Origin of the sequence: Halocatena salina (assembly GCF_023115355.1) — an archaeon.
Lineage (GTDB): Archaea > Halobacteriota > Halobacteria > Halobacteriales > Haloarculaceae > Halocatena > Halocatena salina.
Genome location: NZ_CP096020.1, coordinates 137,094 through 150,406 on the forward strand (window position 1 = coordinate 137,094; position 13,313 = coordinate 150,406).

The 13,313-nt window shown below is 54.8% G+C and carries 12 protein-coding genes; 6 read left to right on the forward strand and 6 right to left on the reverse strand.

The window, feature by feature from the left end:
* Positions 1 to 223 precede the first annotated feature (223 nt).
* Entirely contained in the window at positions 224 to 1,507 is a 1,284-nt protein-coding gene (locus MW046_RS13505; protein WP_247995110.1) for a nickel pincer cofactor-dependent isomerase, group 22, read from the reverse strand.
* Positions 1,508 to 1,683: 176 nt separating this feature from the next.
* Here MW046_RS13505 and MW046_RS13510 point away from each other — a divergent pair, with 176 nt between their 5' ends.
* Positions 1,684 to 2,472 carry an SDR family oxidoreductase gene (locus MW046_RS13510; protein WP_247995111.1) on the forward strand — a complete coding sequence of 263 codons (789 nt, stop codon included), beginning with the start codon at positions 1,684 to 1,686 and terminating at the stop codon, positions 2,470 to 2,472.
* A 180-nt stretch (positions 2,473 to 2,652) separates the two neighbouring features.
* Here the strand turns inward: MW046_RS13510 and sugE are convergent, their stop codons facing one another.
* Positions 2,653 to 2,973, reverse strand: a complete 321-nt coding sequence (gene sugE / locus MW046_RS13515; protein WP_247995112.1) for a quaternary ammonium compound efflux SMR transporter SugE — start codon at positions 2,971 to 2,973, stop codon at positions 2,653 to 2,655.
* A gap of 648 nt (positions 2,974 to 3,621) precedes the next feature.
* On the opposite strand from sugE, the gene MW046_RS13520 reads away from it, so the two are divergent.
* Both MW046_RS13520 and MW046_RS13525 read left to right on the forward strand, forming a co-directional pair.
* Positions 3,622 to 3,855 (forward strand): hypothetical protein, encoded by a 234-nt coding sequence (locus tag MW046_RS13520; RefSeq protein WP_247995113.1) that lies wholly within the window; start codon positions 3,622 to 3,624, stop codon positions 3,853 to 3,855.
* Positions 3,856 to 3,914: 59 nt separating this feature from the next.
* A complete protein-coding gene (locus tag MW046_RS13525) occupies positions 3,915 to 4,634 on the forward strand; it encodes a DUF7504 family protein (protein ID WP_247995114.1) in 720 nt (239 codons plus the stop codon).
* A 63-nt stretch (positions 4,635 to 4,697) separates the two neighbouring features.
* Here the strand turns inward: MW046_RS13525 and MW046_RS13530 are convergent, their stop codons facing one another.
* Positions 4,698 to 5,735: a DMT family transporter gene (locus MW046_RS13530; protein WP_247995115.1), complete on the reverse strand. Its 1,038-nt coding sequence runs from the start codon at positions 5,733 to 5,735 to the stop codon at positions 4,698 to 4,700.
* Positions 5,736 to 5,972: 237 nt separating this feature from the next.
* On the opposite strand from MW046_RS13530, the gene MW046_RS13535 reads away from it, so the two are divergent.
* Both MW046_RS13535 and MW046_RS13540 read left to right on the forward strand, forming a co-directional pair.
* Positions 5,973 to 6,767, forward strand: a complete 795-nt coding sequence (locus tag MW046_RS13535; RefSeq protein ID WP_247995116.1) for a helix-turn-helix transcriptional regulator — start codon at positions 5,973 to 5,975, stop codon at positions 6,765 to 6,767.
* 395 nt (positions 6,768 to 7,162) lie between these two features.
* On the forward strand, positions 7,163 to 8,464 hold the full coding sequence (locus MW046_RS13540; protein WP_247995117.1) for an MFS transporter: 1,302 nt from the start codon (positions 7,163 to 7,165) through the stop codon (positions 8,462 to 8,464).
* Positions 8,465 to 8,856: 392 nt separating this feature from the next.
* On the opposite strand, the gene MW046_RS13545 is transcribed toward MW046_RS13540, so the two are convergent.
* Complete coding sequence (locus MW046_RS13545; protein WP_247995118.1) at positions 8,857 to 9,471, reverse strand: class I SAM-dependent methyltransferase; 615 nt, start codon at positions 9,469 to 9,471, stop codon at positions 8,857 to 8,859.
* Between the two features lie 5 nt (positions 9,472 to 9,476).
* On the reverse strand, positions 9,477 to 9,836 hold the full coding sequence (locus MW046_RS13550) for a hypothetical protein (RefSeq protein WP_247995119.1): 360 nt from the start codon (positions 9,834 to 9,836) through the stop codon (positions 9,477 to 9,479).
* A gap of 209 nt (positions 9,837 to 10,045) precedes the next feature.
* Here MW046_RS13550 and MW046_RS13555 point away from each other — a divergent pair, with 209 nt between their 5' ends.
* The gene (locus MW046_RS13555) at positions 10,046 to 10,444 is read left to right on the forward strand and encodes a helix-turn-helix domain-containing protein (RefSeq protein ID WP_247995120.1); all 399 of its coding nucleotides are present in this window, start codon (positions 10,046 to 10,048) and stop codon (positions 10,442 to 10,444) included.
* 1,794 nt (positions 10,445 to 12,238) lie between these two features.
* Here MW046_RS13555 and MW046_RS13560 read toward each other — a convergent pair.
* On the reverse strand, positions 12,239 to 13,306 hold the full coding sequence (locus MW046_RS13560) for a mannonate dehydratase (RefSeq protein WP_247995121.1): 1,068 nt from the start codon (positions 13,304 to 13,306) through the stop codon (positions 12,239 to 12,241).
* Positions 13,307 to 13,313 lie beyond the last annotated feature (7 nt).

The following is a 13,313-nucleotide window of genomic DNA, read 5'->3' on the forward strand; positions in this document are numbered from 1 at the left end:
GTTCGTAGCGCTTGATGATCGACTTCTTTGAAGACGATCACGGGCACACCCTGTTTTCAACCATATACCGGGCGACTCCTCTATCTGTTCTCGGCGCGTCGTGTTTGCCGACGTTGGCTTTGGAGTAACCATCTTCTTTCGTTTCATCATATTGACCTCCGGGATCGACGTCGTTGACAGAGGAGTAGTGCCGCTCTGATCGCTGGTTGGCTCCCGTATTATATCAAACGAAACGCACATTGCCGTTATCGAAGCGGAGCGTTGCGGTCCCCCCCGTCTGCACATCGGCTGGTGACTCGTCTGCGAGTACCGGCGAGACGTGAAACGATGAGAGCTGATCGGTCGATCGTATCCACGCGATGCGGATCGTCTCCGGATCGTACGGGCCGACGGTGGAGAGTGCGGCTCGCACTGCGTGCTCCTCGTCGGGAAGAACGACCGGAAGACGAGCCTTCGAGAGGGAGCTACTCGTGAGCGCGTTCGTGTACATCTGGTCGAAATCGAGTTGTTCCACCACGCTCCGAGTCGTAATGTCTGCGAGTCCGATCCCCTGTCCGTTACCATGCGTCGATTCGGTTAGTCCGAGCACGACGATACGATCGATATCCGGTGTCTCCGGATCCTCCGCGTTGAGAACCTGATAGCGACCGATAACGTTCGTATCCATCCCGGCACCGCTGATGTCCTTTCCGATCTTCTCGACGACGAGTACGTCGAGATCGTCGTAGGGTAACGTCGGCATCTGTTCGGCGGCATGCTCTAACAGGGATGTCTCCCCGTCGGGAAGCGCCGTCGCTCGCAGTGATTCAACCGCTGCGGTTCGGTCCTCAAAGTTCTCGACAACGGCGACGCCCCCGAGCAACGGGGTCTGTTCTCGAACGACCGAAAACGCCCGTTCGAGCGTCTCGACGTACCCCGTGACCAACGCACGGTTATGGATCGTTTGTGCCCCCGCCTGTTTCCCCAATCCGACAGTCGACATTTTGACGAGACCACTTTCGAACCGACCTGTGAAGTTCGTGTGGGGTTTTACCCTGTTAACGACGACGATCCCGTCGGCAGACAGGGCTGCTGTTGCGAAATGGACTGGCTCCCCGTTGGGTGTCTCGCCGATCACCGTGGTCTCCATACTGGCATCGATCCGACAGCCCAGTCGGTCGGCCGACAGACCGAGTTCGGCGAGCGTTCGGCGCTGCCCCTCGGCCGTGGCACCGCCGTGGCTACCCATTGCTGGAACGACGATCGGTGTGTAACCGGCTTCGTGTAGCGTCTCGATGATTCTCGACGCGATCGGCACGATGTCGTGGATACCACGACTCCCGAGTCCGATGGCGATCGTTCCGCCCTGTGGAACGCGATTCAACGGGAGATCGTGGATCGCGTTTTCGGCTACGGTCGCAGGGTCTTCGAGTATGGGTGTCTGTGGTGTGTAGTGTGCATCCACGAACGTCGGAAGCTCGAAATCGGGAAGCACGCCGGTGAACGTTTCGGCTGACGGGAATTCCATGTTGTGAGCGTATCACGGGTATACGTTTGGATTTCTTATAAACTGTGGTAGTCGTCCCGGAACGGTGTCGAACGCTCCTTTGTCTGGCGATCCGTCCGTATTTCGACTCCGGATAAACGCGTTTCATAGGTTGCCTATTGAGAAACTCTTTCAACAACCACACGACATGATGTGGTATGGACCTACAGATCGACGGCAACGTTGCGTTGGTGACGGCGTCTTCGAGCGGACTCGGAAAGGCATCAGCGACGGCACTCGCACGCGAAGGGGCACACGTCGTTATCAACGGTCGGGATGAGGACCGATTACAGCAGGCAAAAACGGAGATCGAAGCGGTGGCGACCGGTGACGTTCGTTCGATTGCGGGTGATATCACCGACAGCGACGACGTTACTGCACTCGTCGAGAGAACAGTCGAGGAGTTCGGGCGACTCGATCATCTCGTAACGAGTGCTGGCGGACCCCCGTCGGGAGCGTTCCTCGAAACGGATGACGAGGATTGGCAGGATGCCTACGAACTTCTCGTAATGAGCGTCGTGCGACTCGCAAGAGAGGCCCATCCCCACCTCCGTGACGACGGTGGGGGAACCATTGTGACCATTACCTCCCGAAGCGTCAAGGAAGCTCTCGACAGTCTCGTGTTATCGAATTCGGTTCGTATGGGCGTTGTTGGTCTGGAGAAAACACTCGCTACGGAGTTCGCGCCCGAAATCCGCGCAAACGCCGTGTTGCCCGGCTCCCACGAAACGGCTCGCATCCGGGAACTCGTCGATCAAGCGGTCGAGCGCGGTGAGTACGATTCCTACGAGGCTGGAATGGACGATTGGGCTGACAACCCACTGGATCGGATCGGGGATCCGATGGAACTCGGAAACACGGTCGCGTTCCTCTCTTCACCAGTGTCGGGCTATATCAACGGGACAGCGATCCCGATCGACGGCGGCTCCACCGGGGCGAACCTCTGACCGGAGCTGACGGCGTGGTCTGTTATGAGTCTCCTACCCGTCAGTACCACAACATATTATTAGCCTGCCTGTGGGACTGGAATGATAACATGTCGCATTATTTAGTATAATTACACTAATTCATAAACTCATTGGTGTATGCTGATACTCCCTCTCACGTGTGAGCATCTATCACTGGGATCAGTGGCTGCCGGTGAACTTCAGTCCGATGACGCCCGTGATGATGAGACCGATGAAGAGAAACCGTGCTATGTTCCGTGGCTCGCCAAAAAGAATAATACCGGCGATAGCGGTCCCGACTGCACCGATCCCCGTCCAGACAGCGTATGCCGTTCCGATAGGAAGTGTTTTGACCGCCTGTGCGAGTAGCCCCATGCTCAAAACCATTGCGCTGCCGGTCAGCACGCTGGGGAGGGGTCGAGTGAACCCCTCCGTGTATTCGAGACCGATGGCCCATCCGATTTCGAAGAGAGCGGCACTGAAAAGATATATCCACGACATCAAAGAGGGTTCCACCGGAACAGGGATATAGGTTGTTGTCCGTTCTCGTCGTCGATCAGTCGCCTTGTGATCGATCATGGTGTCCTCTCGATCGCGTTCCTGATCGATTTAGTCGAATTATCTTCTGTTAATATCTCTATCTCACGAACCTTCTGCCGACAATGGAAAATGGAAATTATTCCGCTTTTGCAGCATGAAACTGGTCTCAGTCGCGTCGATGGTGATCTACCCATATCTTATCGTACAGCATCCTAGATTTTTTGTTATCTTATTAGTTACTGGTCGTTTTTGGATAGCTATCTTTATGGATCGTATCAAAAACACTGTTTCTAAGACGAATATAGGGGTATTGCTGATGAAACGAAAATAGTAATTCTACTATCTATGTATGAATTTATATATTTCGTGGGTACGGGGTACGACGTGGTCGCCAGCCAGCACAGGAAAGAAGAATACAACTGGGCTCGGTAAGCGCATGCCATATGGGCGATCAAGAGATATCGAACGTACTGTTGCTACTGGGTCCCATGGAGAGGTAACGTTGCCTAACTACGCACGCTTAAGACGATCGACGAATTCATCACCTTCTATCACGAAGAGACCATACCGGATTGGCGTCGGATTCTTCCGGAGAGATCGATTCTCTTCGTGAGACACCAACTATCGCTGGTTGAAGGGAAACTACTCGGGGTTCGTCGAACGGTTCCGTCGGACGGACGATCCCTCGCCGGAGCAGTACACCGTGGGACTTCCGTCGGACCGGGACAGAACACCTACATTGGTGCGTATCGCAGTGTCAATCGAGACGAACCACGAACGTCCGTCTATCGCGTCGGTGAGCTGGTCGTCGCTTCGATTGGCAATCTGTTACTATGGATTTAGTGGAAAACAACTCACGTTCCGGTAGTTTAATATTTCTATATGGACATGTTATAAATACCATGGGAGATGTGCCCCGCGATCCGGATTCTTCGAGTCGTGAGACGGCTCAGAATCCGGACTCATTCGCTGTCGAACTCATGGGCCTCAAACGCCGTGGCTGTTGCGTCCTCGTGACCGGACCCGTAGACGAACGGGTGCGTGCCGCCCAATCTCGTCGGCTCTTCGGCGAGAGCGAGACAGACCGACAGCGGGTACTGATACTTACAGAGCGAGCCTCCGATTTCACAGCCCAGTATCTGCCGGATGGGATCCCATCAGCGCACCCCTCCGTGAACATCCTCGATTACACGGACCTCATTGACGATATGGCAGGGACCACCAGTCCTTCACCACCGTTCTCACCGACGGATGCCAGTCCGGACACATCGGGATCGATGAACGGGCTCTGTGCACACCTGTGTGATCCGATCTGTGACGCCATTCCGACCGATTCCTGCTGCCCGGGTGAACTCCGTCTTGGAATCACTACCTTGGACGTGCTCATCGATACTGACGGTCTCTCGGCAACTCGGGCGTTCGTCCGCTCGATCCGATCCGATATATTGGCCGTTCACGGGATGGGCCATTTCCATTTTCCAGGTGAACCGGATCCGGAACTGCTCACCGCGTTGAGTCCCTTGATCGACATCCATATCGAGCTTCGAAAAACGGACGATGTTCCGGAACATCGCTGGCATCTACTCCGAACTGACCACTCGACCGGTTGGCTTCGACTGTAACACTGTGTTCCGACCTCTCGGATGCAACGGGAACGTAATCACGACTGATTCGAACGGTTTCGATCAGTCTCCCCCAGAGATAGTGGCATCTTCGTCGTGACGATCGGCGACGGTGCCGCTGTCAGCGGCCGGATATTCGGGACCGCCGTGTGAATCGCCCTGTCGGCAAACGTGATGTGGCTCCGTGTCAACTGTCGATCGAACGAGTCCCGGATAGTCCAGCGTTTCACTCCCGATGACGGCGAATCCACCGAAGATGACGAGAAAACCGGCGATGGCGGATCCCGAGATCGATTCGCCAAGCAGCGTCCAGCCGCCGATCGACGCGACGACGGGAACGACGTAGAAAACCAGATTCGCGTGGATCACGCCAGTCGTATCGATGAGGTCGAAGTACGTGACGTACGCGACACCACCGGCGACGACGCCGAGGTAGGTGACTGCGGCGACGGCTGTCGGCGTCCACGTGACGTTTGCCACCGACTCGCCAGTGCCGGCGCTCAACAGGTGGGCGAACACGGCCGCGAGCGGGAGTCCCCACGCCGTGCGAACCGTGGAAGAGAGATCGCCGTCTGTCCATCGGACGAGAACGCTTCCGAGCGCGCCAGTCGTTGCGGCGGCGAGCAACACTGCTTTGCCGAGGACACTTCCGCCTAGCAGGTTCGCTGGGTCGGGGCTGACAACGAGCGCGACGCCTCCCAGACCGAGCCCCATTCCGACGGCACCACGGCGTGTGAGGCGTTCGTCCGAAACCAACGCTGCCGCGAAGACGGGCGTCAAGATCGGATTCAAACTAGCGATGATCGAAGCAACGCCGCTGGTGACGTACTGCTGCCCGACGAAGATCAGGGCGTTCGTCGCTCCGATCGTGACCAAACCGGTCGCGAGGATACCAATGACATCATCCCGAGTCTGCGGTCGCAACGCTGTAGATGAGAACCGCCAAACGGTGTATCCACCGAGCACGAACGCCGCGACGTCAAACCGAAACGCCAGCAGCGCCAGCGGTGGAACGTGGGCGAGACCGGCTTTAGCACCCACGAACGTGCCACCGAAGGCAACGCTCGTGACCACGAAAAAGACGACTGTTCGCCGATCCATTCAGCGACTCCCCTCCGATACATCCGTCCAACCCGACTGCACGAGCACGATGGGGATGGTGTGCACCCGACGGTCTGATCTATTCATTCTACGTCGTTCTACGAGTTGGGGGGCTTATAGATCCGTTCAGAAAACAGTGCACAGCGAGAAACCACTACGTACACGGCGATGGTATCACACTATGAAAAAATTTCACAGGACGAAAACGCTTTTTCGGATGGACGTCCGACAAACAACATGAACGCGGTGCTCGAAGAGGTCGAGTTTCTCGCGCGGTCGGAACACCGCGTCGAGGTGCTTCGATTGCTCGCCGAGGAGAGTCACACCAGAGGGGCCCTTCTGGATGCGACCGATGCATCGGGGGCTACAGTCAGCCGAATTCTCCACGACTTCGAGGAACGGTCGTGGATCCAGCGGCGAAACGGAACGTACGTCGTGACGGCGGCCGGACGTCTCGTAGCGTGTGGGTTTACTGATCTGCTCGATGTGCTAGCGACAGAACGAGAACTGCGGGACGTGGTCGAGTATCTCCCGGTTGAGGAGCTAGCATTCGATCTCCGACAGCTGGCGGACGCGACGGTGACGCTCCCAACGGGAACACGGCCGGACGCACCGGTCAGGCGGCTCTTGGAACTGGAACGGGACGCCGATCGGATCCGGGCGTTCTCTCACGCGTTCAACGAACGGAGTCTTTCGCTCGTTGCCCAGCGCGTTCATGACGACGAACTCGTGTTCGAGGGTGTCTTTTCGTGGGACGCGATCGCCGCACTGGCTTCCGATTCCAAACTCCGGGAACAGCTGATGACTCTACTCGACGCTGACCAAGCGACAGTCCGGGTTCGTTCCGGAGAGGTTCCACTCGCCGTGACTATCGCTGATGAGACAGTTCATCTGCTCGTTCGCGATGCGAACGGCGTGCTCCAAGCGTCGATCGACACGGATGATCCGGCCGTCCAATCGTGGGCCATCAACGCCTTCGATGAGTACTGGGACCGTGGTCGGGATCTCGACTGGACCGATCTCTTCGAGTGAGCTGCGGGAAGACGACTCGCTATTATCTATCAACTCGTGTGTGATAGTTACTGATATTCACTCTCGTTGCTAGCCCGATCGTCGGTCGTGTCATTGTGTTTGAGTCCGATAAAGCTATGTTCGGTGGTGTCTATTTTCCCTCCGAAGCGTTCTATGATCCGCCGGCTCGTGTGTCGTCCGGTGTTCGTTCCGCTCGTGTCTCCCGCAGCGCGACGGGCCCGATAGCTGCAGCACTCGGGTTCGTTTCGCTACATTCTGTAGCCGTACTATTCCGACCGAACACACACGTATATGTCGATATTCGCTGAGTCACCGGTGTCTGGCCGGGACTCGTCCGATCACGCATCGCTTCGCACACAGCTGTATCGCTCACTGACCATAACCGGTGGTTGCCGATGACCACTGCCGACACGGCTGGCGGAACGTCTCTGTGGGAGAACCGTGATTTCCGTCGGTTTTTCGCTGGACAGTTCGTGACGAACGTCGGGGACAGTCTTTACACCGTCGCTGTCCTGTGGCTCGTCTTCGAGCTCAGCGGTTCGACCGTTCTCACGGGCATTGCGAACGCGTTGTTGTTGCTTCCGTGGCTGTTGCAGATACTCGCCGGCCCGATCGTGGATCGACTTCCGCTCACACCCGTTCTGGTGGGATCACAGTTCGCACAAGGTATCGTCGTGCTCGTGCTCCCGATCGCTGGAATGACAGGAAGACTGAGTGTCGATCTCCTGCTGGCGGTCGTCCCTGTGTTGGCGCTTGCTACACTGTTGATGTCGCCGATGCAGGCGACGCTACTCCCTCGCATTGTCGCCGACCAGCAGCTGTCGCGGGCCAATTCCGCCCTCGCAACCATCACGCTTGGACTCGATATGGTGTTTGACGCCCTCGGCGGTGCGTTCATCGCCATCTTCGGCACAACGACGTTGTTCTGGTTCGATTCGGTCACGTTCGCCGTCGCCGGTCTGCTGTTCGGTGGCATCGAGGTGTCCCCTGTCTCCGACGGGAGACAAGCGAGTGAAGCGTCGATTCGGTCGGTGATCGACTCATATCTCATCGATTTGCGTGCCGGGATCGACGTGCTTCGCGGGACCGTCTTCGTCGATCTGGTGCTCACGACGGCGGTGTTCAACCTCACAACCGGTGTAACGCTCGCAATCTTGCCGGCGTTCGGCAACACGCTCGGTGGACCCGCCGTTTACGGGCTGTTGCTCGGTGCGCTCGGCGTCGGTCGGCTCGTTGGATCACTCCTTGCACCGTTGCTCGAACGCGTTGCGTACGGCCGGCTGATTCTCGTTGGCTACTCGGTGGCCGCGTGCTGGTGGTTCACCGCGGTGTACGCGCCGTGGACGGCACTCACCGTTGTCCTGTTCGGACTCGCGTGGGTGCCGGCAGCCATCGATGACGTGCTCACATCGACGCTGAACCAGACCGTGTTTCCAGATGATCTCCGCGGACGTGTCTCTGCCATCAAAGGAACGGCATCTGGGGGGACGCTGCCGCTCGGATCGCTCGTCGGTGGCATCGTTGCCGAACTGCTGGGAACGAAGACGACGATGGGGTTGGCCGCGCTCGGCCTCGGGTTTACGGGTCTGTACGTCCTTGCCCGCCCACGTCTTCGTCGCCTTCCCGCGGTTGCGGAAGCCACCCCGGCGGCGTTCGGCATGACGGAGTCATCTGCTTGCGATCGGGACTCAGCCTGATTTCTGCCGGAGTCTCGATCCGTGCGATGAGATCCCGCCGTTGACAGGACAAGCCATTGCAGGGCTCCGTGGATACGGGGCCGCTGTCACGACGGACGTATGCTCTTTCGCAACGTTGTCTCTGGGGATACGATCTCCGAGGTGGAGGACTTATCGGGGAAGGACACCGTTCGCAGATGAGGATATTATGTTTGTGGGAACGACTGCTTAGGAACTGGCCGACGATCGGTATCACGACGTCGACACTCCATGAACATCTCTACGAAGCCGATCGGAAATTATTGTATTTTTACTATATATTTTTAAAAAATTTATGGATATATCTATATATTGAAAACCAAGTGGTAGTTCTAGCTATGGGTTCCCTATCGTCTGTATCAACTTCTACATTGTTACTCGTCCCGTTCGGCGGCGAGGACGCCCACTTGATCGTGCACTCGTTCAACTGCCGTCATTACGAATCCAGCGTCGGTGAGTTCGTCCACGAGCATCCCGACGGTTGCCCCATCAACTCCATGGCCGAATAGCGGTTCCTCGGGGTTGGGTGCGCCGAAGAACATCGCGTCTCCGAGGACGAACCGGCGCGGGTCGAGATCGGCGATAGTCTCGATGGCTTCCCGTTTCTCTTCGTCGGGTAGGTGGTGCAGGGCGAAGTTCGAAACGACGATATCTACTTTGCTGTCGTATTGTGGGTCGCGGAACTCACCGTACCCGATCTCCACATTTTTCATACCCCTGTCAGCTGCCTTCGCCTGCGCCTTCTCTATCATTCCCTCGCTGATGTCGCGACCGACGACGTGACTAGCGTCCTCAGCGAGCGCGAGAGCGATCAGACCCGTACCTGTTCCAAGGTCGAGGACCACGTCGTTGGGACGTGGATCGGCGTGTTCTATGACGAGCGAGGCGCACGCATTGTACATCCACTTTTCTTCGCTATCATGTTTCTCGTCGTAGTGATCGGCCATCTGCGAGAAACGATCGGCGAGTTCCTTGAGTTCCTCGTCCATTATTATTACTCTATTCGAACGTTTCTCTGGGGGATTCCGTACCGACCGTTTTGGCCGACTTCCGTCTCGTCGCCGACGGTCGCCGCTATTGAATGAGAAGCGCCGCTTGGGGCATCCTCTGCGGTGAAGAAGTCCTCAACCGATGTGAGCCCCACACGCTGTGACTGTGTTGTTTCGACCAACCTAGCTTGGTTCACTTGGGAACCGAACTGTTCAGTCGATTCGCCGTGTTGGTTCATCGGTGGGACGTAGGAGTCGTACACGCTCCGGTGTGAACGCCCCAACTGGAAAGTGGCATTCGATCTGAGCCTGTCGCCGATGATAGGAACATCGAGATCCGAATCGCCGTCATCGGTTGTTTGCATAGGTAATGCAATGAGGATCGAGAGTATAAGAATGTTGTTCTCAGTGACGAGTGCCTCTCGATGATGTAAGAATGCTACTGTCTGAGCTGAGCAAGCGTCTAAGAGCTTGGATGATCCTGTATTGGACTTCAATAGTCAGTGCAGAGGTGTGAGAAGTATGTGGTTGAAGTACAATCTTTATCCGGAAGCATTACCAAGCACCGATAACAATGCCGGACGCCATACATAAGCAACTCCAAGATGAACGGGAGTGTGAGGGTCTTCTTGCCTGTATGCTCGGGCTGAATAAACTCGACAAAGGTGTATTTAGATTGTTAGCAACGCATCCTGAGCCGCTTACAGTCGATCAGATTGCGAAATTCATCGATCGGGAACGGACGACCGCGTACCGTTCAGTCAGACGACTTCAGGAAGCTGGAGTTGCCGTGCAAGACCAGGAAAACTGTCCCAAAGGTGGTTATCACTACGTGTATCGAGTCGCTGACCCGGACGAGATTGCAGATGAACTCCAGCGGATGCTCAACGAGTGGTACGCTAATACTGGGCAGCTAATCCAGGAGTTCCGAGATACGTATGGCAAGGACCGTTCTCCTGAAACAAATCCGTAGCATCTCGCTTTCGTTATCAGATAGCACGACAAACAGACGGAGTAACGTGGCTGCCGATTGACCGATGCAGTTGCCGCTGCCCTCGGATTGCGTGAGCACCTGAAGGTACGGGTACGATTTCTGTACTGCCCCTACCGATCTCAGACCCCAAATCGAGACGCTTGAAGACGGCTACCGGAGTGGCATCCCTCCCGTACTCGTTTCATGGAATGCGCAAACTCTTCTCCGATCTGGAAGTCACCGGGACAGTTAAGGTCCCTTACATCACTCCAAGCTCGCCCTAACGTCTGACCAGACCAAATTCCGGACGTCCCTGTCCGCTCAAAAGGTGGCGTAACCACTTTGACAACGACTGCTTCTATGAGTGCTCGGACCATCTCATGAAACCCACCAGTGTAGTCCTGTCGCTGCTCTCTAAATATAAATAATATTTCATAATATGGGCTTCGTAACGGGAACAGAAGAAGATGTATAGAATATAGTATAGGAATATTTATATTTGTTTTCGAGATCCTGCTAGTCAGCGCATGTTCAGATTCCAGTAGTGTATAGTAGAAAACTGGACGTGATTCTTGAAGTCGGGGTATCCTCGAATTTCCGAATAAAAGTAGCGAGCTTCCCAAATCTACAGCTTTCGGAGTGTCTGCTTCAACAGCGTCATTGATTGAATACTGCGGTCTCTGCCAATGATTCGCTGCCAGCCAAACTTGGGCCGTTCCACCACTGGCATCAGTCCTACACCGCTTACGCTTACTACCCCTACTATCGAAGCCACTGACTGCTAGGGACCCCAACCTGTACATCTTGTATATATTATAAATTATATCTAAAAGTACAGTTAGTAATATTAGAAGCGTATGATTCTGAGATAGCATCTGGTAATCAGCCCGTCCGTTACACTCGTACACTTGTAAAAAACTATAGTTTATTTTATAGGATTGGATTCGCGACTAGCGAACGTTTGAGGTACGAATACATGAAATCGACCGCAACGATTGGCTGCTAGGGAGATCGTTTCGGATGATTATTCATAATAATATCCTCTCGAGATGCACAGAGCACATATCGTCACTAGCGATCGGACAGCGATACACTACGTACTTCGCGCTTTTTCCACCAAACACATATACTCGCTTACAATTCCTTCAAAAACGTTCCGAACAGTACCTCACACGCTGTATGAGTGCTAACGATGCATTCGTCAATGGAAAATAGAGTTTCAGGTATCTCATTGCTCTTTTGTACGTATCTTGGAAGCATTTTTAATATATTTCTTCATATATTTATATAATTACTATATTAGATACAAATGGGTGTTATGGACTGATCGATAAGGAGATGTTGCTGCCGGTTTCTACCGGTTGATCTATCCGTCTATTAAACAAGGCGTTCTCGACATGAGAACAACATTCATCCTGTTCTAATTCGATGCTATATGGAGAAAATGTATCGAACAGTTGAGCGGTGCAGCTCCCAACTTGATCACCACCAATCATGAAACGGAGCAATGTTACTATGATCGACGAAAGAAGCCTGGTGAAGTTACAGTTCGTGCCATTCAACCCGTTCAATACTAGGAGTACATCGTCAACGAGAGTGGCGAGTGCCGGCTGAACTCCCGTATCTCGCTGTAGTGACCAGAACGATCACACGGTTCGCTCTCTTCCGAGGTAAACAGTAAAATCTAATCTAATACTAATTCAATACTGTATTTATACCTATAAACATATTCCAATAATCCTTTGGAGTTATCATCCGACCGGCAATCTCTCCTGTTCCTCTGGCAAGGAATTACTACTCCGATGTAACACTGTCGACGACGCCACGGAGGTAGCCGACAGTGAAACTACGTGCCCGGTGTCGCCAGTCGTCGTCGCCGACCATTTCCGGGACGTGGTCGGGAATGACAACGCCGTCGAACTCGATATCGTGAAGTGTTTGAACGGCTTCAACCGTATCGAAATTGCCTTCATCAACGAACGTCTCATGGAACTTCGGAACCGTGCCAACGACGTCACGGAAATGAATGAACACTATCTGATCGCGCTCCCCGAAGCGTCGCAACACCTCCGAGACGTCCTCTCCCATCTGAGAGAAACAACCCAGACAGAGCTTCAAACCATGATTTTTGCTTGGAACGAGTTCCATTGCTCGCTCGAAGTTCTCGACACTGCGGAACAGGCGGGGAATACCGCCCAGCGATTTGATGCCTGGTGGGTCGACGGGGTGAAGTGCGAGCCGAACACCAGCCTCCTCAGCAACGGGAAGCACATTGTTGAGGAAATACTCGTAGTTCTCCCAAAACTCCGTCTCGGTGTATGCCCGCTCAAGGCCGGGAGCGAGTCGGTCCGTATCATTAAACTCCTCGATCTCGTCGAGGTCGAAGCCTGTTCCGTCCGCTCCGCCGCGGAGTTCTACCGAATCCGTCCGCATCGGAACCACACCACGGGGGTTCCACTGATAGCCGAGGATTGGGATCTCTGCTTCACCCAGATTTCGAATAAGAGTCGTGATCTGAGTGAGGGCATCGTCAGCATCCTCGCGGTCGAACATGAGATCGCCATACAGCGAGTAGGGAAGGGATTGGATGCCGGTGAACGTCAGTCCTGTATCCTCAATTCGCTCGCGTGCCGCCGTTAGCTCGTCCACCGTTGGAATAGTATCACGACCAACCGCGAGCGTGTCAGTTCCATCGCGGTCGTTAAACGCGTCAGGCTCTTCTTCAGTATCCATGTGATCGACGAAAATGTCCGTTGCACCGAGCTGTCGAATGAATGCCAACCGATCGTCAGAGAGACTCCGAGTTCGCACGCCGATACGTACATCCGCCTCCACAGAATGCTTCGTGGTTTGTTTGACCATATGCCCC

Excerpts from the sequence above, each read along its gene's own strand:
- MW046_RS13505 (WP_247995110.1), bottom strand. The coding sequence starts at position 1,507 with ATGGAATTCCCGTCAGCCGAAACGTTCACCGGCGTGCTTCCCGATTTC.
- MW046_RS13510 (WP_247995111.1), top strand. The coding sequence starts at position 1,684 with ATGGACCTACAGATCGACGGCAACGTTGCGTTGGTGACGGCGTCTTCG.
- sugE (WP_247995112.1), bottom strand. The coding sequence starts at position 2,973 with ATGTCGTGGATATATCTTTTCAGTGCCGCTCTCTTCGAAATCGGATGG.
- MW046_RS13525 (WP_247995114.1), top strand. The coding sequence starts at position 3,915 with ATGGGAGATGTGCCCCGCGATCCGGATTCTTCGAGTCGTGAGACGGCT.
- MW046_RS13530 (WP_247995115.1), bottom strand. The coding sequence starts at position 5,735 with ATGGATCGGCGAACAGTCGTCTTTTTCGTGGTCACGAGCGTTGCCTTC.
- MW046_RS13535 (WP_247995116.1), top strand. The coding sequence starts at position 5,973 with ATGAACGCGGTGCTCGAAGAGGTCGAGTTTCTCGCGCGGTCGGAACAC.
- MW046_RS13540 (WP_247995117.1), top strand. The coding sequence starts at position 7,163 with ATGACCACTGCCGACACGGCTGGCGGAACGTCTCTGTGGGAGAACCGT.
- MW046_RS13545 (WP_247995118.1), bottom strand. The coding sequence starts at position 9,471 with ATGGACGAGGAACTCAAGGAACTCGCCGATCGTTTCTCGCAGATGGCC.
- MW046_RS13550 (WP_247995119.1), bottom strand. The coding sequence starts at position 9,836 with ATGCAAACAACCGATGACGGCGATTCGGATCTCGATGTTCCTATCATC.
- MW046_RS13555 (WP_247995120.1), top strand. The coding sequence starts at position 10,046 with ATGCCGGACGCCATACATAAGCAACTCCAAGATGAACGGGAGTGTGAG.
- MW046_RS13560 (WP_247995121.1), bottom strand. The coding sequence starts at position 13,306 with ATGGTCAAACAAACCACGAAGCATTCTGTGGAGGCGGATGTACGTATC.